This window comes from uncultured Massilia sp. (genome assembly GCF_913773735.1).
Classification (GTDB): domain Bacteria; phylum Pseudomonadota; class Gammaproteobacteria; order Burkholderiales; family Burkholderiaceae_D; genus Telluria.
In genome coordinates, this window is sequence record NZ_CAJYEB010000010.1 from 15,839 (window position 1) to 40,747 (window position 24,909).

General features: G+C 61.8%; 20 protein-coding genes, 1 other RNA gene and 1 pseudogene. 11 read left to right on the plus strand and 11 right to left on the minus strand.

Annotated features, from left to right (window positions below; all coding sequences use genetic code 11):
- Positions 1–215 precede the first annotated feature (215 nt).
- On the minus strand, positions 216–401 hold the full coding sequence (locus QZ749_RS03540) for a hypothetical protein (RefSeq protein WP_296943305.1): 186 nt from the start codon (positions 399–401) through the stop codon (positions 216–218).
- 999 nt (positions 402–1,400) lie between these two features.
- Complete coding sequence (locus QZ749_RS03545) at positions 1,401–2,480, minus strand: hypothetical protein (protein ID WP_296943308.1); 1,080 nt, start codon at positions 2,478–2,480, stop codon at positions 1,401–1,403.
- A gap of 777 nt (positions 2,481–3,257) precedes the next feature.
- Between QZ749_RS03545 and QZ749_RS03550 the strand changes: the two genes are divergently transcribed.
- Positions 3,258–5,648 carry an AAA family ATPase gene (locus QZ749_RS03550; protein ID WP_296943311.1) on the plus strand — a complete coding sequence of 797 codons (2,391 nt, stop codon included), beginning with the start codon at positions 3,258–3,260 and terminating at the stop codon, positions 5,646–5,648.
- A gap of 57 nt (positions 5,649–5,705) precedes the next feature.
- Here QZ749_RS03550 and QZ749_RS25630 read toward each other — a convergent pair whose 3' ends face one another.
- The 3 genes from QZ749_RS25630 to QZ749_RS03560 form a co-directional block, all read right to left on the minus strand.
- A complete protein-coding gene (locus tag QZ749_RS25630; protein WP_373896778.1) occupies positions 5,706–5,903 on the minus strand; it encodes a helix-turn-helix transcriptional regulator in 198 nt (65 codons plus the stop codon).
- A complete protein-coding gene (locus QZ749_RS03555; protein ID WP_296943313.1) occupies positions 5,900–6,106 on the minus strand; it encodes a hypothetical protein in 207 nt (68 codons plus the stop codon). Before QZ749_RS03555 ends, QZ749_RS25630 begins: the two co-directional genes overlap by 4 nt.
- 208 nt (positions 6,107–6,314) lie before the next feature.
- On the minus strand, positions 6,315–6,818 hold the full coding sequence (locus QZ749_RS03560; RefSeq protein ID WP_296943314.1) for a hypothetical protein: 504 nt from the start codon (positions 6,816–6,818) through the stop codon (positions 6,315–6,317).
- A 257-nt stretch (positions 6,819–7,075) separates the two neighbouring features.
- Here QZ749_RS03560 and QZ749_RS03565 point away from each other — a divergent pair.
- A pseudogene (locus QZ749_RS03565) lies at positions 7,076–8,053 on the plus strand (IS481 family transposase).
- Positions 8,054–8,393: 340 nt separating this feature from the next.
- On the opposite strand, the gene QZ749_RS03570 reads toward QZ749_RS03565, so the two are convergent.
- Both QZ749_RS03570 and ssrA read right to left on the minus strand, forming a co-directional pair.
- Positions 8,394–9,623 carry an integrase arm-type DNA-binding domain-containing protein gene (locus QZ749_RS03570; RefSeq protein ID WP_296943316.1) on the minus strand — a complete coding sequence of 410 codons (1,230 nt, stop codon included), beginning with the start codon at positions 9,621–9,623 and terminating at the stop codon, positions 8,394–8,396.
- A 169-nt stretch (positions 9,624–9,792) separates the two neighbouring features.
- Positions 9,793–10,151: a transfer-messenger RNA gene (ssrA, locus tag QZ749_RS03575) on the minus strand.
- Between the two features lie 164 nt (positions 10,152–10,315).
- On the opposite strand from ssrA, the gene QZ749_RS03580 reads away from it, so the two are divergent.
- On the plus strand, positions 10,316–11,191 hold the full coding sequence (locus tag QZ749_RS03580; RefSeq protein ID WP_296943319.1) for a class I SAM-dependent methyltransferase: 876 nt from the start codon (positions 10,316–10,318) through the stop codon (positions 11,189–11,191).
- A gap of 36 nt (positions 11,192–11,227) precedes the next feature.
- Here the strand turns inward: QZ749_RS03580 and QZ749_RS03585 are convergent, their stop codons facing one another.
- The 4 genes from QZ749_RS03585 to ompA all read right to left on the minus strand — a co-directional run bounded on the left by QZ749_RS03585 (position 11,228) and on the right by ompA (position 14,337).
- A complete protein-coding gene (locus QZ749_RS03585; protein ID WP_296943322.1) occupies positions 11,228–11,854 on the minus strand; it encodes a glycine zipper 2TM domain-containing protein in 627 nt (208 codons plus the stop codon).
- Between the two features lie 247 nt (positions 11,855–12,101).
- Positions 12,102–12,809: an HAD family hydrolase gene (locus tag QZ749_RS03590; protein ID WP_296943325.1), complete on the minus strand. Its 708-nt coding sequence runs from the start codon at positions 12,807–12,809 to the stop codon at positions 12,102–12,104.
- An 11-nt stretch (positions 12,810–12,820) separates the two neighbouring features.
- Positions 12,821–13,528 carry a bifunctional 2-polyprenyl-6-hydroxyphenol methylase/3-demethylubiquinol 3-O-methyltransferase UbiG gene (ubiG, locus tag QZ749_RS03595; RefSeq protein WP_296943328.1) on the minus strand — a complete coding sequence of 236 codons (708 nt, stop codon included), beginning with the start codon at positions 13,526–13,528 and terminating at the stop codon, positions 12,821–12,823.
- A gap of 104 nt (positions 13,529–13,632) precedes the next feature.
- Entirely contained in the window at positions 13,633–14,337 is a 705-nt protein-coding gene (gene ompA, locus QZ749_RS03600; RefSeq protein WP_296943331.1) for an outer membrane protein OmpA, read from the minus strand.
- A gap of 427 nt (positions 14,338–14,764) precedes the next feature.
- Here ompA and gyrA point away from each other — a divergent pair, with 427 nt between their 5' ends.
- The 8 genes from gyrA to cmk all read left to right on the plus strand — a co-directional run bounded on the left by gyrA (position 14,765) and on the right by cmk (position 24,739).
- On the plus strand, positions 14,765–17,380 hold the full coding sequence (gene gyrA, locus QZ749_RS03605; RefSeq protein ID WP_296943334.1) for a DNA gyrase subunit A: 2,616 nt from the start codon (positions 14,765–14,767) through the stop codon (positions 17,378–17,380).
- Positions 17,381–17,589: 209 nt separating this feature from the next.
- Positions 17,590–18,150, plus strand: coding sequence for a DUF2059 domain-containing protein (locus QZ749_RS03610; RefSeq protein ID WP_296943337.1), 561 nt, complete (start codon positions 17,590–17,592; stop codon positions 18,148–18,150).
- Positions 18,147–19,235: a 3-phosphoserine/phosphohydroxythreonine transaminase gene (gene serC / locus QZ749_RS03615; protein ID WP_296943341.1), complete on the plus strand. Its 1,089-nt coding sequence runs from the start codon at positions 18,147–18,149 to the stop codon at positions 19,233–19,235. Before QZ749_RS03610 ends, serC begins: the two co-directional genes overlap by 4 nt.
- Before the next feature lie 112 nt (positions 19,236–19,347).
- Positions 19,348–20,418, plus strand: coding sequence for a prephenate dehydratase (pheA, locus tag QZ749_RS03620; RefSeq protein WP_296943344.1), 1,071 nt, complete (start codon positions 19,348–19,350; stop codon positions 20,416–20,418).
- A gap of 156 nt (positions 20,419–20,574) precedes the next feature.
- Positions 20,575–21,678: a histidinol-phosphate transaminase gene (gene hisC / locus QZ749_RS03625; RefSeq protein ID WP_296943347.1), complete on the plus strand. Its 1,104-nt coding sequence runs from the start codon at positions 20,575–20,577 to the stop codon at positions 21,676–21,678.
- On the plus strand, positions 21,678–22,586 hold the full coding sequence (locus QZ749_RS03630; RefSeq protein WP_296943350.1) for a prephenate dehydrogenase/arogenate dehydrogenase family protein: 909 nt from the start codon (positions 21,678–21,680) through the stop codon (positions 22,584–22,586). Before hisC ends, QZ749_RS03630 begins: the two co-directional genes overlap by 1 nt.
- Before the next feature lies 1 nt (position 22,587).
- Positions 22,588–23,919: a 3-phosphoshikimate 1-carboxyvinyltransferase gene (gene aroA / locus QZ749_RS03635; protein ID WP_296943352.1), complete on the plus strand. Its 1,332-nt coding sequence runs from the start codon at positions 22,588–22,590 to the stop codon at positions 23,917–23,919.
- Positions 23,920–24,070: 151 nt separating this feature from the next.
- Positions 24,071–24,739, plus strand: a complete 669-nt coding sequence (cmk, locus tag QZ749_RS03640) for a (d)CMP kinase (RefSeq protein ID WP_296943354.1) — start codon at positions 24,071–24,073, stop codon at positions 24,737–24,739.
- Positions 24,740–24,909 lie beyond the last annotated feature (170 nt).

Sequence of the window (24,909 nt, forward strand, 5' to 3'; positions counted from 1 at the left end):
TTTTTCGGTTATTTTCTTGGTAAATTTGCAATCGAATAGCTGATTTTGCGCGCGCTTTGGGCTCTCTCCGCGCCGCCCTCCGCGCCCCCGCCTCAAACGTCCAACGATACAATTTTGGGACTGAATCGATAACCACGCTTGTTGCCGATCCCGGGCAAGCGCCCGCTTCGATCCGGCTGCACAATTGCTTTCTCTTGGCCAGGAATGAGCAGCCCTCATTTCAGCAGCAGCTCTGCCACGGCATTAGGGGCGAAGCTCTTGCAAATCTCGGTGAGGAAGACCTCAGGCAGGACAAAGTATCCTAGGTTGGTGTCGTCGGCCTCCTCTAGGTGCATTACGTCGCCATACTCGCGGTGATGGTCGCTGTTGGACTTGATCGGCTCGCTGTCCTTGATGAGCATGCGCTTGAAGCTCGCGCGGTTGATGTGTTCGGGCGGCGATCATCCATGGACCGGCGCCAGCACACGAAACGCGAATCGCCGTGCATCTGAAGAAGCCGCTGACCTGCAGAAGGATGATGGTGTGCTCGGTGTTACCGGCACCACCGCGCCCTTCAAGCCATGCGCCAAAGCACACGCGAGCAGCCCGCAACACTTCGCTCGTCTCCCATCCCGTGATGCCGGCGACGGTGGCCAGCTCGCCGGCCACGCCGACTAGGGAGAGCCGCTAGGCGACCCGTGGCACTTGGCCATACGCGCTATCGGGGGACATTTCCAAGACGATCTCGCTAACGAGGCTGCGTAGCATCTCGCCTAACTCGGCCACGTTATCGACAGCCCATTCGATAAAGGAGATACCTGCCACGCCGTAAAACCGGTGAGCCTTGGTCATCAGGTGATTCAACGACGCTGCACCAGCAGGGGTGCTGTGCAAGGTGTCACAAACGCCAAGGCCTCAGCCGGCATCGGCCATGATGTGGGCCATGGGGACATCATGGCCATCGCGTGTTTTCTCTGCCGCCCTCCGCCATGTGGTTAGTCAGGCTGACCTCAGCATCGGACAAGAACAGGACGCGCAAGGTATGGGTATGCCGTGCTATCGCGGTCTGCCCGTTCCGGACTTTGCCGGTCTCGTTGGCCAGCATATACACGGTGTCGCCTGCTACCTTGGGGCAACTTGGGCAATCTCGTCCATAGCCGCGCGCCCGCATGTTGCATGGCTTCGGTCTCTAAAAATCATTAGATATGGAAAGAATACAAAGGTGAGAGAAGGACAGATTTGTTGCCCCTTACATCGGAATAGGATCGACAGCCGTTATCCAATCAGGAGGGATTTCCATTTTTTTTCCGCCCTCATCATTACCATCCATAAAAGATTTTAAGTGCCTTTTGTGCTGCTTTATTGCCCATGTTAAGCTCTGGAATTCAAATGCAATTCGTAGGAATGATTGCACTGAAACTCTAAAGCCCCCCCTCTAAAATATTCCCTGAGGCTGTGATTTGAGCATACCAATTATTGTCTTGTAAAAAGATGATGTGGAGACCGTTTTTTTTAAATCTCCTCTTTATTATTTGCAAATCAAGCAAAATGAAAATGGTAAAATGTCCTGCGATAAAATTAAAGAGATGTTCAGGGTTTAGTGAAAGCTGAAAAGGCGTGTACGGGTGCCAATTCATTGCTCTCTTATGCTCATTTAAATTGATAATATGTACATGCTTCGCCTTAAACTGGTCAAAAACTTCTCTCTTAAATTTTGTGGCGGCTATGTAGTGAATTCCACTTTCCGGCGATATATGACTAGTGCCTTCTTCATACGATTTACTTATGCAATAATTAATAGCCTCCAAGTGGCAGCGTTCTTTTCCAAAGTATTCGCTTCTGAACACTGGCCCTATGCCCCGGAAGTCTTCAGCCTTATCTTCGAAAAAAAATTTATTTAATTCATTTATATTTCTAAGTTGTTTCTCGCCTCGTTTATCAAAATTGTTTGATGTTTTCACTTCAATCGGATAAGGATCATTGTGGCCGAGGAGAAATACATCGCCATGTCTTAGCGTATTCGTAAGGTCGCAAAGAATTGCAGGCACATTGTTTTGGCAAGCCAACTTGAGAAGCTTTATTTCCGCCCGAATTCCCTTTTTGCCAGAAATGAAGCCAGCAGTCTCTTTTACACGATAGTTATGATCGTAAAGGAAATGCTTGATTGCGTATTTGTCACAGAAATGGAATGCTATACTTTCGCCATACATTTTCCAAATATAAATTATATAGTTATAATATTCGATTTTATTATCAAATTTTTCAATAAGACTACTAATCTCTTTCGATCTCTCGCGAGTTGGTCGTTCGTTAGCTTTCTCAAGACGTAAAGCTTTGATTATGCTTTTGGTTCGGAAAATGGCCTTCTCTGCTTCTGTGATTTTCTTTAAAAGTAATAATTGAAAATCTACGATAGCCCCTATCGGCAAGTTCTTTTGTGTTTTAATGAGATAAAGCATCGCCGTGAATTGTTCTAAACTCGTTTTATATCTCGCAACCATAATTCACTCGCTAAAGATTATTCTTTGTAGAATTTTACAAAATTACCGCAGAAGTTTACATCCATAGAGTTTTTGGCAATCTTTCATAGTATGTTAAAAGATTGCAAGATTTTGCAAATCAAAGTCACTGTTTGAATACTAATTATGCCTTCCAATCGAAGTAAGTGGATGACATAGAAATACTATCGAATACCGGTCTATACAAACATCTTACGGCGAACTCGTCTAGATTTGTGGGAAAGGATAGAGAGGATAACGAATGCCGGCAAAGGTACTGTTCGGATCGAATATTTCGTGACCGTTGGTGATTTTTTCGGCTTGGCAACCTGTTATGCTAGATCTTGCAGCCCACTTTGGCCAGAAATCGACCGCAATGTCTGCTAAGTAGGAGGTAAGTGCCGACATGCGCCAAGCCTTTGCCGTAGTCGCAACGGCAAACTCTTCATGTATAGCATATCGATTTGGTCGCGGTGGAACTTAAAACTTAGATTGATAAGGACCGGGGAGAAGCACATGGCAACAGCCAAGCAGGACTACGTTCGCTACTTGCGATGGTTGCACGCATTGCAACCGGCTGCCCCTGAGCAAGTAAGGCAGTTCGCGAATATGGTCTACGGAGACTTCGAGGCCATCGCTGAAACGGCTTCCCAGCGTCATGCGCGAGCCACGCATTTGGCAACCCTTGGTCGCCGCGCCTTGGCCACGACTGCCTTAGGCATGCCAGCAGGCCAGGAGGAAGATTAGGGGACGGTATGGCCTTGGACGCGGCTTCGTAGCTTGGCAGTCGGGCCATTTCGGGGATTTGTTCGTGAAGAGGTCTTTGACCTGCATCGGCGGGTGGTCCTCTTCTACGGGCCGAATGGTGCAGGCAAGTCCAGCATTTGCGAGGCTATCGAGCGCGCCATGCTCGCGTCGGTCGAAGAGGCCGGATTAAAGCGCCTCGACGAAGCTGCATATCTGCGTAACATCCATGCTGGCCGCTTTGTAGAGCCTCGTCTCATGGCGACGGGAGCGGATCGCCTCGAAATACCTGTGCGCGTTAATGCTGACGTTTATCGCTTTTGTTTCATCGAGAAGAACCGAATCGATGCCTTCTCCCGGATCGCACAGCGTCCACCAGGACAAAGGGTGGAGTTAATCGCTACACTTTTTGGCATGGAAAAGTTCAACGACTTCTGCAACCGCTTCAATGAACAAATCGATCCGGTATTGGTCATCGACGCCAGCAAGCGAGGCGAATTACAACTCAAGCGGGAAGCGCTCGCACGTGATCGCGCGATAGCAAACGGCGAAGCCGAAAAGCTCGCGCTGCATGACGCGGAAAACGAGACCTACGCCTTAAAGTTCAGGGCTGAGACGACATTCGCGCGCCTGCAGGAAATTATCGGTTCGGCCGACGCGCCCAGCCGACTTGCAGAACTGGACGGCATGCTCAATGCAGTACCTGGGGCGATGATCGGAGTAGACTGCGTCAGCCTGGCTGCGGCTTTCGATCGCGCCGACGCCGCAGCGGCGGCTTTATCCGGCACCGAGTGCGAGCTGAAGCGTCGCGCAAGCCAAGTTTCGTTCCACGCGCTTTACGGTGCTATTTTGGCATTAGAGGCGCAAACCACCGACCATTGCCCGGCCTGCGAGACCCCACTGGACCGAGTAGCTTGCAATCCGTTCGAGAAGGCACGGGGAGAGCTTGACGATCTCAGGGAACTCGCGGAGATCCAAGAGCGCCAGGATCGGCAGCGAGACGAACTCACTACGGCTTCGGGAGAGCTGCGCGCTGTCTTGGCGAAGCTTTTAAGCTTCCTTGTGGCGCAAGGTGAGGTGGCCACGGTCGTGGGGCGGCACCTTGAGGCCCTTACGGCGCGGCCGGAGGGCGATGACTGGTGGAAGGGGGGGTATCTACTAGAGGCTGGGCAGGGAGACGGGCCGGTGTCTCGCGAGCAGCTTCTTGCCGTGGCCGAACGCATCTCCGCCGCTGATCGGGCCACTAAGGCGCAGCTCGAGCGCAGAGTCGAACTAGCGGTTGAGCGAGACGATTTACTCGAGCGCCAGCGCTATGTGGATCAGAGGAAGCAGACTCGCCAAAGGATCATTGACGATGCTGCCGCTGCGCGCTCGAATATCGCCGACTTCGATAAGGCCAATGCACGCCTGATTGCCGACGTTGAACAGGAGCGGCTCGACATCCAGCGCGACGCGCCCATTCGTGCCGCTTATGATGCATTTCTCCCTTATTTGCGCCGATTTAGAAACGAGTTGCCTGGCATGCTGATCGCGGGTTTAGCGGACCTGGCTCGCGATCTCTATAACGAATTTAATCGAGGTGACCGCCACGAGGACACGCTAGCCCACCTCTACTTACCGCTCACTGGCGAGCAGCGCATCCAGATAGCATTTCACAGTACCCCTAACCGGCGAGTTGACGCTCTGCAAGTGCTGAGTGAAGGCCATATCCGATGCCTTGGTCTAGCGATCCTTTTAGCTAAGGCCACAAGCATCAACTCGCCGCTATTGGTTTTCGACGATGCCGTGAACGCAATCGATCACGACCATCGTCACGGCATCAGGGAGACTATCTTCGCCGGCGACCGCTTTCTGTCAACGCAGATCCTCGTCACGTGCCATAGCCCTGAATTTATCAAGGACATCAGGAACGCCATTCCGCGCGAACGGCGCAACGACTGTCAAGAATACGCGCTGACGCACCACGAGGGAGACTACCACCCGCGTGTACATCGAGATGTACCTAGCAGCGCCTACATCGACAAGGCTCGCAACGATCTGGGCAGATTTCAATTGCGAGACGCGTTGGCGAATTCCAGACGCGCATTGGAGATGCTGTCGAACAAGGTCTGGAAGTGGCTAGGATCTTACGAATTAGGAGACCTTAGACTAACGATGCATGGCCCTACTTCGCCGTTGAACATACGAGACCTTTGTGACGCAATCCGCCTCAAGCTTCGCGACAACACCACATTCAACCATCCTAGCAGCGCTCCTCTGCGCGAGGCGTTGGAGGAAATCCTGAGCGCCTCGAACTTGACTTGGAGATACTTGAATGGAGGCACGCACGAGGAGCAGGATCGGGACGAGTTCGATCGAGTTGAGGTTGAGCTTGTAGTATCTCGTCTGGAACGGATTGATGCCTTGGATCTGCGTACTCGCAGATGATCAATCTGCGGCATCAGAGCTCAGCGCTTGCGCTTGTCGTTGTACATGGCTATGCACTCAGCCTTGCGATGGGAGCGACTTCATCCAAGCTTGGACTGATAAGGACTCCCATGCCACGATCCGTACACCAATCTTCACAGGCTTTGGAAACGTTCCTAGCTGCATGCGACGATAGATCTCAGCTCGTGAAAGTCCGGTTTGAATCTCGACCATAGGGCGGCGCCAAAGCTGCCCTGCTGCTTGTTGCTCGCTCATACGCCGCCAACCGCTTTGTAGGCTGCAATATAGTCGACGCCTGGATTTGCGGCCATGTACTGCTTTGCCAATGCATCTAGGCGCTCACGATTTCGAGTGGCCTGTAGCCGGCCGTGTTCAATCGCACGTGCCGCGCCTTCCGCGCGCAGCTGCGCCGCAGCCTCGGGGAAAGCGGCTTCAATTTGATCTTTATTCATGAGCATCTTTTTTGCTATCTAAGTGTGAAGAAGATTTTTTGACCGTTTTAATCGCAACAGCAGGGGCTGTTTTGAGCAACGCCACCATGAGCAGCGATATTAGGAGGTCGGTCGTTTTTGAACCAGGGCTAGACTGCATGCGTCCAGGCGAGTTTTGGAGTAAGCGCCGCCGGAGCAGACTGAAACTTATCTCGCCTGCTGTAGCGCTTCCTGATCATTCCTGCGTGCCAGGAATGAGGCCTGCGACAACCTTAGCGAAACGGCTGGGTTTCGATGTTTTGCTGACAGACTTCGCCTGCTCTAGGTCACGCTTTACGTCGTCGTTGGCGGTCTGATTGAAGTTCAGGCGATGGGCATCGATCAGTAGCTTGCCATGGCCGGACTGGCCGCCCCGCTTGTGCCATGCCGCATCGCACGAAACAGGCCCGATTGCAGGAATTGCTAGCTCTTCGGAGGTCGAAAAGTGAGATGCTGCAACGCCATGGCTTTTGAGCGCATTTACACAGGCCGCGATGCGCAGGTAACTTTGGTAAATCTCGTGGGCCTGTTTGGTGTATGCCTCGTCGGTAATACGCATTTCTTCGCGAAGCCACTCCACTTCTATATCCGCGAGCGCCTGTTTTGCCGCGGCTTCGGCTTGCCGTGCGACTTCCAGACGCCGGTTCAGACCAGCTACTTGAAGACGCGCAGCGTCAAACGCAGTTTGCTCTGCATTCAAGGTTTTTTCCGCGCTTTCCAGCTCTCTGCGGGCCTGAACCTCGTCTTCGGCCGTTGCCTCATTCAGCGCGCGGCTTGCAATGCAATCCTCAAGCTTGAAGCGCGCCGCTTTGACCTGCTGGGTGCTAGGTGTTTAGTTTCGTGCGATCATATTCCTCGCCGTAGCTGGCCTTTGTTTCGTGCAAAGGCTATGCTCGGCGACTTGATTGCTGGGTTCAGCAGTCCCGGCATTCAATCGCACCAGGAGCAATTGACAGCATGAGTTCACGCATTCACCCGCAAGCCCGTACCACACCGAAGATCCGTCAGGAGATCAAGGATTCTGGCCTGTCTTCTAGAGAAGCCGCCAAGGTTTTCAACATCACGCGAGCCACTGCACAGAAGTGGCTCGGGCGCGACGATGTGCAGGATCGCTCGCACCGCGCTCACACGCTGCATACGACCTTGAGCCAGGCCCAGGAAGCCATTGTCCTGGCTCTGCGCCAGTCGCTCTACCTGCCGCTCGACGACCTGCTGTTCATCACAAAACAGTACATCAACCCGGCCGTCTCGCGAGCGGGCATTGCGCGCCTGCTCAAGCGCGAAGGCATGTCGCGCCTGACGGACTTGATTGCGACGGCCGAGGGCGAGAAGATCCTGCCTAAGAAGACCTTCAAGGACTACTAGCCGGGCTTCATCCACATCGACATCAAGTACCTGCCGCAGATGCCGGACGAGACCTCGCGCCGCTATCTGTTCGTCGCCATCGACCGTGCAACGCGCTGGGTTTTCATGCACATCTACGGCGACATGCTTGATACGAGCAGTGTCGATTTCCTGCGTCGGCTCAAGCTGGCTTCGCCCATCAAAATCAGCAAGATCCTTACCGACAACGGCTCGCAATTTACCGACCGTTTCGCTACCAAAGACAAGAAGCCCAGTGGGAAGCATGCCTTCGACATCGCTTGTGCAGCCCTGCCTGCCGAGCATCGTTTGGCGCCGCCACGCCATCCGCAAACCAACGGCATGGTCGAGCGCTTCAACGGGCGCATCAATGAATTGCTTCAGCAAACCCGTTTCGATAGCCGGGCTGATCTACAGGCCACTTTGCTGAACTATCTGAAGCTGTACAACCACCACATTCCACAACGCGCCATCGGCAGCAAAACACCCATTCTCGCACTAAAGGAATGGCAGCAGAAGCGGCCGGAGTTATTCGTTAAACGCGTGTATGATCGGGCGGGACTCGACACTTAACATCTCATGTTGTCTCAATGCGACTTTTGCAGTGTAGGAGCGCGGGCAGCAGTAGGCGGCTGCGGGAAAACCCTTCGCGCTTAGTCCCAGAAAAGAGGGGCGCTTTACTCTGCCACCAGCTTGCCACCAACTTGCCACCGAAAATAGTAGGTACTTTGGTGGCAAAAATAATTAATAGAATCATATACTTATACAGGTACTTTTCTTTGCCACCGTGCCACCAGGACTTTTTCTGTCTGGCTTCGCTCGTCTAGGTCGATTTCGCGAAAAAAAACCGTGCCTGGACACGGTTTGTGAAGGGTATGAAAGGTGTGAATGAAGGGTGTGAACGATGTGAAGGCTAGGCAGCGCGCAATGGCACAACAGGCGCACCGGCCTTGAGCTCGTCCAGATAGTCAGCCCATGCCTGCATCATCTTTTTCCGTTGCGGCAGGTGAGTCGTGCGATTGTATGCGCGGCCGTTTGGGTCCCGTACAGCGTGGGCCAGCTGGTGTTCGATATGGTCGACCGGGAACTTGAGTACCTCATCAAGGATCGTACGGGCCATGGCACGGAAACCGTGGCCCGTCATCTCATCCTTGTCGATCCCCATGCGCCGCATAGCCGACAGTATCGCATTGTCGCTCATGGGCCTGTCCTTTGTCCTAGGGCTTGGGAACAGGAAGCGACCTTCACCCGTCAAGCTGTGGAGATCGCGCAGGATGGCAAGGGACTGTGTCGCCAGGGGCACAACATGAGCTGTCTTGGTTTTGCTGGCGATATACCGCCACTCGGCGTTTTCAAGATCAAAATCAGCCCATTGCGCATGGCGTAACTCACCAGGGCGAACGAAGAACAGCGGAGCCAGCTTGAGAGCGCTGCATACGGTGAAGGTCCCCTTGTAGCCGTCCAGGGCGCGGAGCAGGGCGGCAACGTGCTTCGGTTCGGTCACGGCCGCGAAATGAGTGCGGCGGCTTGCAATCGCAGGAAGCGCACCGCGTAGATCGCCTGAGGGATCACGGTCGGCCCTGCCAGTCACCACCGCATACCGGAACACCTGGCCGCAGTTGGCCAAGGCGCGATGTGCGGTTTCAAGAACGCCACGGCCCTCAATTCGGCGGATGACCCCCAGCAGCTCGGGCGCCGTTACCTCGGCAATCGGTCGAGCGCCGATCCAGGGGAACACATCGTTTTCAAGGCGAGCGATGATCTTGTCCGCGTGGCTGGCCACCCAGCCCCCTCGCTGCTTCTCGAACCACTCCCGGGCTACCACTTCAAAACTATTAGCCGCCCGGTCGGACCGGGAGGCTCTCATTGCCTTCCGCTGTTCACCAGGATCAATGCCGGCGTCGAGCAACTTGCGAGCGTCTGCACGCTTGATGCGCGCACCCGCTAGCGTTACCTCGGGATACTTGCCGAAAGCCAGAGTCTTGCGGGCCGTATCAAAACGGTAGTCCAGTCGCCAATACTTCGCGCCGTCAGGGGTTACCAGGAGATAAAGGCCGCCACCGTCAGCGAGTTTGTAGGGCTTGTCCTTAGGCTTTGCATTACGCGGCTGTAGATCAGTAAGGGGAGCGACGAGCTTAGGCATGGGCTTTGACGGTATCCGCCATCAGGTACTGTTGAGATGCCGTCAAAAGTACCGTCAAAAATCTGAGATGTCCAGAGACTTTCAGAGACAATAAAAAACAAAAAACCCGCATTCCTCATAGGAGAGATGCGGGTTTCGGGACTTCTTGAGACTTCTTGAAACAGGTAATTGGTGGAGGCGGAGGGAATCGAACCCTCGTCCGCAAGCACTCTACAGACAGTTCTACATACTTAGCACTATCTTTTGATTTAACCGGTACAACGGGGATGTGCACCCTGTGTACAAGCGAGTTACCTTAAATTTCGGAAACAACCCGGTAACCCAGTCGAGTCCTAGCCCCTGTAAATGACTCTACGAGCCTTGCGGCACACCCCAGGGGCGAGGTGGTGTAGAGCTAGCAGCAATTAAGCTGCGAGTGCGTACGAGTTATCGTTTGCAGTTATTGATTTCTGGATGTATTTACGAGGTAACCAGTCCTCGGTATGCCCTGCGCTGCTTTGCAACCCACGTCGAAACCTGGTCGCCCCCAGCTGAGGAGAGGTCATTGTACTCCAAACCGCGCGCGCGTGCAGCGCTGCGGGCAGGGAAAGATGTAAGCAAAAGTATGCCCACGGGCGAACTGTCCACGTTGAATGTGTACTATCATTTGACGCTCCAGAAGATGCACCGACGATAATAAAATGGGAGAGACCATGACGTGTATCGTGTGTGGCCATGCGCAGCGCGCCGGGCTGGCCAGCTGGCATGCCTCCTGTCGCCGTTGCGGCTACGAGAGCGCGGCGCTGGAGGGCGCCATCAATGCGGCGAGCACGGAGGTGCCGCTCGACGAGGGCAAGCGCGAGGCCGGCCTCAAGGCGCTGCGGCAGGACAATTTTCGCGACATCGTCGCGCTGGCCCGCCGCCACGCGCGGCCCGGGGCACGGCGCCTGCTCGACGTCGGATGCGCCCACGGCTGGTTCCTGGAAACGGCGCGCGACCATTTCGAGGTGCTGGGCGTGGAGCCCGACGCCGTCGTCGGCGGCCGCACGCTGGCGCGCGGCCTGCCGGTGCGCCGGGGCTTCTTTCCCGACGCGCTGGAGGCGGAGGAGCGTTTCGACGTCATCGTGTTCAACGACGTCATCGAGCACATCCCGGACATCGGCGCGGCGCTCGACGCCTGCCATGCGCGCCTGGCCGACGGCGGCCTCCTGATCCTCAACCTGCCCAACAGCGCCGGCTTCTTCTACCGCCTGGCCAAGGCGTTCGCGCGCGCCGGGTGGCGCGGACCGTTCGACCGGCTGTGGCAGAAGGGACTGCCGTCGCCCCACGTGCATTACTTCCGGCCGCACAACCTCGCGCGCCTGGTGGCCGGGCACGGCTTCGATCTCGTCCATACGCAGGAACTGCCGTCGGTGCGCGCCCGGGGATTGCGGGAGCGGATGGCGTGCACGGGCGATCTGTCGGGAGCGGCGCTGCACCTGCAGTACGCGGCCGTGCTGTGCACGATCCCGCTGCTGAAGGTATTCCCCAGCGACATCATCGTCAGCGTGTTCCGCAAAGGCGAAACAACAAGGGCCGCCATGCACTAGCATGGCGGCCCTTCGGTGCCGGTCGCGGGGCGGCGCTCAGCGATTCTGGTTGGCGATCTGGTTGCCCAGCATGCCGCCGCCGATGACGCCGGCGATGGTGGCCAGCTTGCGGCCATTGCCGCTGCCGACCTGGTTGCCCAGCAGGCCGCCGACCACGGCGCCGGTGCCGATCGCCACGTAGTTGGGTTGCGGTGCCGGACGCGGCGCCGGTTCGCGGTAGACCGGCGCATTGTCGTAAGCGTAGCTGGCCTGGTGCCGGACCGGGCGCGGCTTCGGGGCGGCCTGCTTGACCGGGACTTCCTTGATCACCGTTTCCTTGATCACGACGGGCGCCGGCTGGGCGGCCGCGACCATCGGCTGGGCGTAGGCCGCCGGTTGCGCATAGGCGGTCGCGGGCTGGGCGTAGCCTGCCGGGACGGCGGCCATGGCTTGCGGCGCCGGGGCGGCGGCCGGGGCACCCGGCGCGCCCGCCAGCGGCAGGGCGCCGGCGGGCGCGCCGGCGTAGGCCACGGGCTGCATCGCGCTGGCCGGCACCTCGGAAGCGCCGCGCGAGCTCGGCAGCAGGCCGGTGATGGCGGCCGTGCCGGCCAGGCTGACGACGATGACCGACACGGCGGCTGCCGCCATCAGCGGGTGGATACGGGTGCTCTTGATTGCTTCCATGGTCTGCGCTCCTGAAACGATGTGTTGTCCTATGCCGCTAGCGTAGTGAAAGCGGCCCGGCAGAGCTAGACGGTCCGCTGTATCAATCGTAAAGATGTGTAAGCGGACTCGGGAATACCAGAGGAAAGGGATCGCGATGTTTTCTGCAACTAACCGACGAATGCGCAGGCAAGAAAAAGGCGGCCCCCAGGAGCGGGGCCGCCGCCGCCGATCGCGCCACGCTGCTGGTGGCGCTTCGGGCAGGAGGTCAGGCCGCGGTTTCCGCCGCGCGGGCCGCCTCGACCAGGTCGTTGAGCGTACCCAGCAGGTGGCGCGGCGTGTCGAGCAGGTAGTCGGCGCCCCAGGTCGCGGGATCGACGGCGCCGCAATACCCCCAGTTGCAGGCCACCGTCACCATGCCGGCCGCGCGGCCCGCCTCGATGTCGCGCAGGTCGTCGCCGACGTACCAGCAGTGCTGCGGGTCGATGCCCAGGCGGCGCGCGCCTTCCAGCAGCGGGGCGGGGTGGGGCTTGGCGAAGCCGGTGGTGTCGCCCGAGACGACGCAGCCGGCGTGCGCCAGGCCGATCTGCGGCACCAGCGGATTGGTGAAGCGTTCCGGCTTGTTGGTGACGATGCCCCAGGCCATGCCGGCCGCGCCGATGCCCGCCAGCAGTTCGTCGATGCCGTCGAACAGCGTGCTGTGCTCGGCCATCGCCGACTGGTAGCGGTCGAACCATTGCAGGCGCAATTCCTCGTAGCCGTCGTCGCCGGGCGCCAGGCCGAAGGCGGCGCCGATCATGCCGCGCGCGCCGGCCGAGGCGGTCGGACGCAGGATCTCGTAGGGCGTCGGCGCCAGGCCGCGCTCGGTGCGCAGCCAGTTGACGGCGGCGGCCAGGTCGGGCGCCGTATCGGCCAGCGTGCCGTCGAGGTCGAACAGGATGGCGCGCGGGGCGGGCAGGCGGGAAGGAAAGGTCATGAAGCGGGGTCTCAGAGCGGCATGCGGCAGGCGACCATGTAGTTCACATCGGTATCCTGGTTGAGCGAATAGATCTTGGTCAGCGGATTGTAGGTCAGGCCCTTCAGGCCGTCGACGTGCAGGCCGGCGCTGCGCGCGAAGGTCGACAGTTCGGCCGGCGTGATGAACTTGGCGTAGTCGTGGGTGCCGCGCGGCAGCATGCGCAGCACGTATTCGGCGCCGACGACGGCGAACAGGTAGGCCTTGGCATTGCGGTTGATGGTCGAGAAGAACACGTGGCCGCCCGGCTTGACCAGGGTGGCGGCGGCGCGCACGATCGCGGCCGGATCCGGCACGTGTTCCAGCATTTCCATGCAGGTCACGACGTCGTACTGGCCCGGTTCCTGCTCGGCCATCTCTTCGGCGGCGATCAGCTTATAGCGGACCTCGACGCCCGACTCCAGGCTGTGCAGGTCGGCGACCTTCAGCGCCTTCTTCGACAAATCGATGCCCGTCACGGTGGCGCCCTTGCGCGCCATCGATTCGGCCAGGATGCCGCCGCCGCAACCGATGTCGATTACGTTCTTGCCGGCCAGCGGCACGCGCGCATTGATCCACTCGAGGCGCAGCGGATTAATCTCGTGCAGCGGACGGAACTCCGAAGTCGGGTCCCACCAGCGGTGGGCCAGTTCGCTGAATTTCTGGATCTCTACAGGATCGGCGTTGGTAGTCGTAGTCATAGGTCAAATAATAGCGGAATTGCTGCGGTACGCAGGCCCGGGCGACGAAAATCGCGCATAAAAAAACCCCGCCGCAGCGGGGTTCTCGGTCAGCTCGGCTGGGATTACTTGTTGCGGGTACCGACGACTTCGATTTCCACGCGACGGTTCTTGGCGCGGCCTTCGGCGGTCTTGTTGTCGGCGACCGGCTGGCTTTCGCCCTTGCCTTCGGTGTAGATGCGGCTCGATTCCACGCCCTTGCCCTGCAGGTAGGACTTGACGGCTTCGGCGCGGCGCACCGACAGCTTCTGGTTGTAGGCATCGGTGCCGACCGAGTCGGTGTGGCCGACGGCGATGATGACTTCCAGGTTGATGTCCTTCAGCTTCGAGACCAGGTCATCCAACGAGGCCATGCCGGCCGGCTTCAGGACTGCCTTGTCGAAGTCGAAGAAGGCGTCGGCCGAGTAGCTCACCTTTTCCGAGGTCGGGACCGGTGCCGGTGCCGGAGCGGGGGCCGGTGCCGGAGCCGGTGCCGGAGCGGCCGGCGGCGGCGGTGCGACGCACTTGCCGTTTTCCAGGCGTTCCGGTTCGACGCACAGCGGCGCGTCGCAGCCCGGGACCGCGTCGGCCGGGGTCCAGTAGCCGGTGCGCCAGCACAGACCGAAAGGATTGCGGGCGATCACGCCGCGGGCATCCTGGACGTAGGCGCTGTACGGGGTCTTGGCCTGGATGTCGGTCGTCAGCGGCGCGTACGGCGGCGCGCTTTGCGCGAACGCGCTGCCGGCCATCACTGCCGTGGCTGCCAGCACGAGGGTTGCCATTTTTTTCATATTTTTTCTTCCTTTCGGTAAAATCTTCGCGATGCGAACCGTTTATCGGTATGAGTTTGATAACGACAGCGTTTTCACGAGGGCATATTCTGTGAGCAGAATACTAACATCCGCGCGGGCCCGTCCGTTTCGCATTGTGAAACAAGCAATTAACTTCTCGGCCATTTTGCCACATGCGCCACGTTCACACGACCGATGGCTGCGCAATTGCGGTGCATGGGTTTTGCTACGTTGTTTCTGCGCAACAACGTGTTGTTAGCAGCGTGCAAGCTTGACGAAGGTTTATGACAGGCATGTGTCAATCGGTTAATTGTGCGCTTTTATCATCGCGGCGGCTTGCGGCGTAAATGTGCTGCTGCTATAGCGCGCGTGGTAAAATCACAGGCTTGGAATTCACAATCACAGCCTGAAAGCAGTCGACCCGCCAATGGATCAATTCGCAAAAGAAACAGTTCCAATTTCCCTGGAAGAAGAGATGCGCAAGAGCTACCTCGATTACGCGATGAGCGTGATCGTGGGCCGCGCTCTGCCGGACGTGCGCGACGGCCTCAAGCCGGTGCACCGCCGCGTGCTCTATGCGATGCACGAGATGAACAACGTGTGGAACCGTCCATACCTGAAGTGCGCGCGCGTGGTCGGCGACACCATGGGTAAATACCACCCGCACGGCGACGCGTCGATCTACGACACCCTGGTGCGCATGGCCCAGGACTTTTCGCTGCGCTACACGCTGGTCGACGGCCAGGGCAACTTCGGTTCGATCGACGGCGACTCCGCCGCCGCGATGCGTTACACCGAGTGCCGCCTCGACAAGATTTCGCAAGAACTGCTGGCCGACATCGACAAGGACACCGTCGACTTCCAGCCGAACTATGATGGCAAGGAAAAAGAGCCGACGGTCCTGCCGACCCGCATCCCGAACCTGCTGATCAACGGTTCGTCCGGCATCGCGGTCGGCATGGCGACCAACATCCCGCCGCACAACCTGTCGGAAGTGATCAACGGCGCGATGCACGTGCTCAAGAACCCGGATTGCACGATCGACGAGCTGATCGAGCTGATCCCGGCGCCCGACTTCCCGACCGCCGGCATCATCTACGGCGTCTCGGGCGTGCGCGACGGCTATCGCACCGGCCGCGGCCGCGTGGTGATGCGCGCCAAGACCCACTTCGAGGAATACGGCAAGGACGGCGGCCGCATCGCGATCATCGTCGACGAGCTGCCCTACCAGGTCAACAAGAAGTCGCTGCTCGAGCGCATCGCCGAGAACGTGCGCGACAAGAAGCTGGAAGGCATTTCCGACATCCGCGACGAGTCCGACAAGTCGGGCATGCGCGTGGTCATCGAACTCAAGCGCGGCGAAGTGCCGGAAGTCGTGCTGAACAACCTGTACAAGCAGACCCAGCTGCAGGACACGTTCGGCATGAACATGGTGGCCCTCGTCAACGGCCAGCCGAAGCTGCTGAACCTCAAGCAGATGCTGGAGTGCTTCCTGTCGCACCGCCGCGAAGTGGTCACCCGCCGCACCGTGTTCGAGCTGCGCAAGGCGCGCGAGCGCGGCCACATGCTGGAAGGCCTGGCCGTCGCGCTGGCGAACATCGACGACTTCATCGCGATCATCAAGGCCGCGCCGACCCCGCCGGTCGCCAAGACCGAGCTGATGCAGCGCGCCTGGGATTCCTCGCTGGTGCGCGAGATGCTCAACCGCACCGAGACCGGCGCGGCCGGCGGCATCGAGGCCTTCCGTCCGGAACACCTGCCGAAGCACTACGGCATGCAGCCGGACGGCCTGTACAAGCTGTCCGACGAGCAGGCCCAGGAAATCCTGCAGATGCGCCTGCAGCGCCTGACCGGCCTGGAGCAGGACAAGATCGTCAACGAGTACAAGGAAGTGATGGCGCACATCGCCGACCTGCTGGATATCCTGGCCAAGCCGGAGCGCGTCACGCAGATCATCAGCGACGAAATGCTGCAGATCAAGTCCGACTACACCGAGAACGGCAAGGATGCCCGCCGCTCGGCGATCGAGCACAACGCCAGCGACCTGGAAACCGAAGACCTGATCACCCCGCAGGACATGGTGGTCACGCTGTCGCACACCGGCTACATGAAGTCGCAGCCGATCTCCGAATACCGCGCCCAGAAGCGCGGCGGGCGCGGCAAGCAGGCCATGGCGACCAAGGACGAGGACTGGATCGACCAGCTGTTCATCGCCAACACGCACGACTACATGCTGTGCTTCAGCAACCGCGGCCGCATGTACTGGCTCAAGGTGTGGGAAGTGCCGCAGGGCTCGCGCAACTCGCGCGGCAAGCCGATCGTCAACATGTTCCCGCTGCAGGACGGCGAGAAGATCACCGTGATCCTGCCGCTGTCGGGCGAGAACTCGAGCTTCCCGGAAGACCACTACGTGTTCATGGCGACCAGCCTCGGCACGGTCAAGAAGACCCCGCTGAAGGACTTCAGCAACCCGCGCAAGGCCGGCATCATCGCCGTCGACCTGGACGACGGCGACTTCCTGATCGGCGCGGCGCTGACCGACGGCCAGCACGACGTGATGCTGTTCTCCGACGCCGGCAAGGCCGTGCGCTTCGACGAGAACGACGTGCGTCCGATGGGCCGCACGGCGCGCGGCGTGCGCGGCATGAACCTGGACGAAGGCCAGAACGTGATCGCGCTGCTGGTGGCCGAGAACGAGAAGCAGTCGGTGCTGACCGCGACCGAGAACGGCTTCGGCAAGCGCACGCCGATCGCGGAATACACCCGCCACGGCCGCGGCACCAAGGGCATGATCGCGATCCAGACCACCGAGCGCAACGGCAAGGTGGTCGCCGCCACCCTCGTCGAGGAACAGGACGAGATCATGCTGATCACGACCGGCGGCGTCTTGATCCGCACGCGGGTGGCCGAGATCCGCGAGATGGGCCGCGCCACCCAGGGCGTGACGCTGATCGCGGTGGAGGACGGCACCAGCCTGTCCGGCCTGCAGCGCGTGGTCGAGACCGACCTGGAAGACACCGAGCTGGAGCCGGCGCCGGAATAAAACGGTTGGCTCCGTAGGGGGCGCACCCCGTACGCACCCTACGACAAGCCGCGGAGCGCGCCAGCGCCCGCGGCTTTTTTCATGCCTGCCGCCGGGCGAATATTCGGTATGCATGGCCGCCGGATGCCGCAACATGCAGGCCAATGAGGATTTTTTGCAAGTTTCGTGCGAAAATCGGGTTCCCCCGCACTGCCTCCTCAAGGAATTTCGTGAAGAAACATCTCGTCGCCATCGCCTCCGCCATCCTCGTCTCGTTCGCGCCGCCTGCCGCGTTTGCCGCGCCGGCCGCCGCGCCGGCCCTCGATCCCGCCGTCGTGGCGGCGACCAGGGAGATGCTGGCGGCGATGAAGATGCGCAAGGTGATGGCGGCCTCGCTGCGCCAGGCCGAGCAGCAGATGCCGTTCCAGATGCAGGCCTCGCTGCTGGGCGCCATCGACGGCGACACCCGCATGAGCGCCGAGGAAAAGGCCGAGGCGCGCGCGCGCGTCAAGGAGTCGCTGCCGCGCCTCGTCGAAGAGATGCGCACGCTGTTTTCCGATCCGACGCTGGCCGACGACATGATGGCCGAGATGGTGCCGCTGTATGCCGGCACCTATACGTTGGGCGAGGTGCGCCAGCTGTCGACGTTCTACGCGTCGCCGCTGGGCCAGAAGATGCTGGCGAACATGCCCAAGCTGATGCAGCAGACCATGGAGATCAGCAACCGCGTCATGATGCCGCGGATCCAGAAGATCATGGCGGACGCGCAGGGCGTGGCGGGGCAGCCATGAGCCGCATCTTCAATTTCTCCGCTGGTCCCGCTGTCCTGCCCCGCGAAGTCCTGCAGCAGGCCGCGGATGAAATGCTCGACTGGCACGGCAGCGGCATGTCCGTCATGGAAATGAGCCACCGCGGTCCCGAGTTCATCGCCATCCACAGGCAGGCAGAAGCCGACCTGCGCGAACTGCTGGACGTGCCGGCTAACTACAAGGTCCTGTTCATGCAGGGCGGCGGCCTCGGGCAGAACGCCATCGTCCCGCTGAACCTGCTGGGCCGGAAACCCCGGCCGGCGACCATCGACTTCGTCCACACCGGCTCCTGGTCGGGCAAGTCGATCAAGGAAGCGCGGCGCTACGCCAATGTGAACGTGGCGGCGTCGGGCGAGGCGGGTGGCTTCACCGGCGTGCCGCCGCAGGACACGTGGAAGCTCACGCCGGACGCGGCCTACCTGCACGTGTGCACCAACGAGACCATCGACGGCGTCGAGTTCGACTTCGCGCCGACGGTGCAGGGTGACGTGCCCCTGGTCGCCGACATGTCCTCGCACATCCTGTCGCGCCGGATCGACGTGGCGCAGTACGGCGTGATCTTCGCCGGCGCGCAGAAGAACATCGGCCCGGCCGGCCTCACGCTGGCCCTGGTGCGCGACGACCTGCTCGACAGCGCGCTGCCGATCTGCCCCGGCGTGTTCAACTGGCGCGCCGTGGCCGACGCCGACTCCATGCTGAACACGCCGCCGACCTACGCGATCTATATCGCCGGCCTGGTGTTCGCGCACCTGAAAAAACTGGGCGGCGTGGCCGAGATGGAGCGCCGCAACATCGAGAAGGCGCGCCTGCTGTACGCCGCGCTGGACGCCGACGATTTCTACCGGAATCGCGTCGCGCCCGCCTACCGTTCGCGCATGAACGTACCGTTCTACCTGCGCGACGAATCCCTGAACGACCAATTCCTGGCCGGCGCCAAGGCGCGCGGGCTGCTGCAACTGAAGGGCCACAAGTCCGTCGGCGGCATGCGGGCATCGATCTACAACGCGATGCCGATCGAGGGCGTGCACGCCCTGGTCGATTATTTGAACGAATTCGCGGGCCGGTAACGCCGTCGCTCCGGTGCGCACGGGGTGCGCACCCTACGACATCGTCGAACCCGTAGGGTGGGCACCCCGTGCCCACCATTGCGTGCCGCGAACCGCATCACATGAGCAGACAATGACAGACAAACTCAAACCCCTGCGCGACAGGATCGATGCGATCGACGCGCAAATCCTGGACCTCCTGTCCCAGCGCGGCAAGGTCGCGCAGGAAGTCGGCCACGTCAAGGCCGAGACGAAGGCCCCGGTGTTCCGCCCCGAACGCGAGGCCCAGGTGCTGCGCGGCGTGGCCGAGCGCAATCCCGGTCCGCTCAAGGACCAGGACGTGCAGACCATCTTCCGCGAGATCATGTCGTCCTGCCGCGCGCTCGAAAAGCGCGTGACGGTCGCCTACCTCGGCCCCACCGGCACCTTCAGCGAACAGGCCGTGTTCCAGCAGTTCGGCAGCGCCGTCGAAGGCCTGCCCTGCGTGTCGATCGACGAAGTGTTCCGCGCCACCGAGGCCGGCACGGCCGATTTCGGCGTGGTCCCGGTCGAGAACTCGTCCGAGGGCGCGATCAACCGCACGCTCGACCTGCTGCTGGCCACCACGACCATCATCAGCGGCGAAGTCTCGATCCCCGTGCACCACAGCCTGATGACCCGCACCGGCAGCATGGACGGCGTCACCGTCGTGTGCGCGCATTCGCAGGCGCTGGCCCAGTGCCAGGTCTGGCTCAACCAGCATCACCCGGGCATCGAGCGGCGCGCCGTCGCCTCCAATGCCGAGGCGGCGGTGCTTGCCAGCCAGGATCCGACCGTCGCCGCGATCGCCAGCGAGATGGCGGGCGAGCAGTACCAGCTGGGCGTCGTGCAGGCGCACATCCAGGACGACCCGCACAACCGCACCCGCTTCGTCGTGATCGGGCGCCAGGCCACCGGCCGCTCGGGCCAGGACCGCACCTCGATCGTGCTGGCCGTGCCGAACCGCGCCGGCGCCGTCTACAGGCTGCTGGCGCCGCTGGCCACGCACGGCGTGTCGATGACGCGCTTCGAATCGCGCCCGGCCCGCATCGGCACCTGGGAATACTATTTCTACGTCGACGTCGAAGGCCACGTCGAGGATGCGCCGGTCGCGCGCGCGCTCGACGAGCTGAAGGCCAACGCCGCCTTCTTCAAGGTGCTGGGTTCCTACCCGCTCGGCCTGTAGTGGAACCTCGAAAAACCTGCTGCGCGTGGCATTTCCGGTCTGCGATGCTCGCCGTACGGCAAGTACGGCTGCGCTTCCCGACCGAAACTGCCGCTCGCCACGGTTTTTCGAGGTCCTGTTAAGCTAATTAATTGCAGTATCAAGCAGAGAGAAACTATGTCGCAATTCGGTCCCGATTACATCCGCGCCATCGCCCCCTACCAGGCCGGCAAGCCCATTTCCGAAACCGCCCGCGAGTTCGGGCTGGAGGAAGCCAGCATCGTCAAGCTGGCGTCCAACGAGAATCCGTTCGGCATCCCCGAGTCGGCGCGGGCCGCGATGGCCGCCGCCGCCGCGGAACTGGGCCGCTATCCGGACGCCAACGGTTTCGCGCTGAAGGCCGCGCTGGCCAGCCGCTACGACGTGCCGGCCGACTGGATCACCCTCGGCAACGGTTCCAACGACATCCTCGAGATCGCCGCCCACGCCTTCGTGAAGGCGGGCGAATCGGTGGTGTTCTCGCAGTACGCGTTCGCGATCTACGCCCTGGCCGCCCAGGGCGTGGGCGCGCGCGGCATCGCCGCCCCGGCGCGCGCCTACGGCCACGACCTGGACGCCATGCTGGCCGCGATCGAGGCGGATACCCGCCTGGTCTACATCGCCAACCCGAACAACCCGACCGGCACCTTCATCCCGGCCGCCGGGATCGAGGCCTTCCTGGACAAGGTGCCGGCCCACGTCGTCGTGGTGCTGGACGAGGCCTACAACGAATACCTGGACGCGCAGGACCAGTTCGAGTCGACCCAGTGGGTGCGCAGGTACCCGAACCTGATCGTCTCGCGCACCTTCTCGAAGGCCTACGGCCTGGCCGGCCTGCGCGTGGGCTTCGCCATCGCCCAGCCGGGCGCGACCGACCTGATGAACCGCGTGCGCCAGCCGTTCAACGTCAACTCGCTGGCCCAGGCGGCCGCGATCGCCGCGCTGGACGACAAGGCCTTCCTGGCGAAGGGCGCCGAGAACAACCGCGCCGGCTACCGGCAGCTCACCGCCGCCTTCGAGGAACTCGGCCTCGAGTACGTGCCGTCCCACGGCAACTTCGTGCTGGTGAGGGTGGGCGCGGACGACGGCGCGGGCGCGCGCGTGAACCTGGCGCTGCTCAAGCAGGGCGTGATCGTGCGCCCGGTCGGCGCCTACGGCCTGCCGCAGTGGCTGCGCATCTCGATCGGCCTGCCGGAAGAGAACGCGGCCTTCATCGACGCGCTCAAGAAGGCCCTGGCCTGATGTTCGACAAGGTCGTCATCGTCGGCACGGGCCTGATCGGCGGCTCGTTCGCGCTGGGACTGAAGGCGGCGCGTGCGGCCACGACCATCGTCGGCCTGGAGCGCTCGCCCGCGGCGCTCGAACGCGCGCACCGGCTCGGCATCGTCGACGCGGTGGCGAGCGAGCCGCGCGCGGCGCTGGCCGGCGCCGACCTGGTGCTGCTGGCGGCGCCGGTGGCGCAGACCGGCGCCATCCTCGCCGCGCTGCTGCCGTGGCTGGAGCCGCACACCATCGTCACCGATGCCGGCAGCACCAAGTCGGACGTGGTGGCGGCGGCGCGCGCGGCGCTCGGGGACCGCGTCGGCCAGTTCGTGCCGGGCCACCCGATCGCCGGCCGCGAGTCGAACGGCCCGGACGCGGCGATCGCCGACCTGTACCGCGGCAAGAAGGTCGTGCTGGCGCCGCTGCCGGAAAACGACGGCGCCGTCGTCGCGCGCGTGGCGGACGCCTGGCGCCGCTGCGGGGCCGTGATCCACATGCTCGCGCCCGCGGAGCACGACCGCGTGTTCGCCGCCGTCAGCCACCTGCCGCACCTGCTGGCCTATGCGCTGGTCGACGACATCGCCCGCAAGCCGCACGCCGACCTGCTGTTCCAGTACGCCGCCAGCGGTTTCCGCGATTTCACCCGCATCGCCGGCTCCTCGCCCGAGATGTGGCGCGACATCAGCCTGGCGAACCGCGCCGCGCTGCTCGGGGAACTGGATGCCTACATGGCGCAACTAAGCGATTTGCGCGCGCGCCTGGCGGCCGCCGACGGGCCCGCCCTGGAGGCGGTGTACGCCAACGCCCAGCGCGCCAGGTGCGCGTGGATCGAAGCGATCGAGGCCGCGGAACAGCCGCCGGCCCCGGACCAAGAATCAGGAAAATGAGATGACGCAGCAAAAACACTACCCTCAACACATCGACCTCGAGCCGGTCATGCGCGTGGCCGGCACGGTGCGCCTGCCGGGCTCGAAGAGCATCTCGAACCGCACGCTGCTGCTGGCCGCCCTGTGCGCGGGCACGACCACGATCCACGACCTGCTGGCCTCGGACGACACCCTGGTGATGCTGCAGGCGCTGCATGCGCTCGGCATCAAGTGGGAACAGCTGGACGAGCGCACCCACGTCGTGCACGGCGCCGGCGGCGTGCTGCCGGTGCACGCGGCCGACCTGTTCATGGGCAATGCCGGCACGGCGATCCGCCCGCTGACGGCGGCGCTGGCCGTGATCGGCGGCGACTACACGCTGCACGGCGTCGAGCGCATGCACGAGCGCCCGATCGGCGACCTGGTCGACGCGCTCAACGCCGTCGGCGCGCAGATCGCGTACACGGGCAATCCGGGCTATCCGCCGCTGCGCATCCGCCGCGGCCACATTCACGCCGACCGCATGGCGGTGCGCGGGAACGTGTCGAGCCAGTTCCTTACCGCGCTCCTGATGGCGGCGCCGCTGATGGCGAAGGACCGCGCCGTCACCATCGACGTGGTGGGGGAGCTGATCTCCAAGCCGTACATCGAGATCACGCTGAACCTGATGCGCCGCTTCGGCGTGACCGTGGAGCAGAACGGCTGGTCGGCGTTCACCGTGCAGCCCTGCCAGCAATACCGCAGCCCGGGCAGCATCCACGTCGAGGGCGACGCCTCGTCGGCCTCGTACTTCCTGGCGGCCGGCGCGATCGCCGGCGGCCCGGTGCGCGTGGAAGGCGTGGGCCGGGACAGCATCCAGGGCGACGTGCGCTTCGCCGACGCGCTCGAGCGCATGGGCGCGACCATCACGCGCGGCGACAACTGGATCGAGGCGACGTCCAACGGCCCGCTGGTCCCGATCGACGCCGACTTCAACCACATCCCGGACGCCGCCATGACCATCGCCGTGGCCGCGCTGTACGCCGAGGGCACCAGCACGCTGCGCAACATCGCCAGCTGGCGCGTGAAGGAGACCGACCGCCTGGCGGCGATGGCCACGGAGCTGCGCAAGGTCGGCGCCACCGTGGAGGAGGGCCCGGACTACCTGCGCGTGACGCCGCCCGAGGTGCTGCAGCCGGCCACCATCGACACCTACGACGACCACCGGATGGCGATGTGCTTCTCGCTGGCGTCGCTGGACGGCAAGGCGCGGCGCGGCAACGCGATGCGCATCAACGACCCGAAGTGCGTGGCCAAGACCTTCCCGGATTATTTCGAAACGTTTGCCGGTATCGCCAGGGACGAATTATTCTGACGGGATTGCGCGAAATGCGCGACTCATTCGACGGTGGTTGAACGCGTGGACGGGGGAACCCGTCCACCCTACGTAGGGTGGACGGCTCTGCCGTCCACGCGTTCACGCATCCGACGCGCTGCCGCGTCCACGCCAATTTATTGAAAAGCACATGCCTAACTCGAACATTCCCGTCATTACCATCGACGGCCCGACCGCCTCGGGCAAGGGCACGGTGGCCCACAAGGTCGCCGACCGCCTGGGCTTCCACCTGCTGGATTCCGGCGCCCTGTACCGCCTGACCGCCCTGTCCGCCATCCGCCGCGGCACCGACATGCACGACGAGCACGCGCTGTCGAAGGTGGCCGAGCACCTGCAGGTGCGCTTCCACGGCGGCCACATCTACCTGGGCACGGAAGAAGTCGGCAATGCCATCCGCGCCGAGGAAGTCGGCAATACCGCCTCGCGCATCGCCGCGCTGCCGGGCGTGCGCCAGGCCCTGTACGGGCTGCAGCTGTCGTTCCGCCGGACGCCCGGCCTGGTGGCCGACGGGCGCGACATGGGCACGGTGATCTTTCCCGGCGCCAGGCTGAAAGTGTTTCTGACGGCAAGCGTCGAGGCGCGCGCGCAACGCCGATATAAGCAATTGATTGACAAAGGGTTTTCTGCTAATATGGACGGTCTGCTGAAGGATTTGCAGTCCCGCGACGCGCGCGATACCCAGCGCGCCGTGGCGCCGCTGGTCCCCGCGGAGGGCGCGCACATCCTCGACACCTCGGCCATGACGGCCGACGCTGCCGTCGAACAGGTCCTGTCCTGGTACCGCGCCCTCGGGCACTGATGTCAAAACAATAAAGCATTCTCGCGCACCGCGCTGGCGGCGCGCGCGTTCCCTGGAGTCCGAGGGGGATGTTTGCGGCGCCGCTTCGATGGCGGCGCGCAGCTGGTGCCCGCGGCATGTGGCCGCGGGTGTGTTTCAACTTGACCCAGTTCAGGCCGCATTTCGTCGAC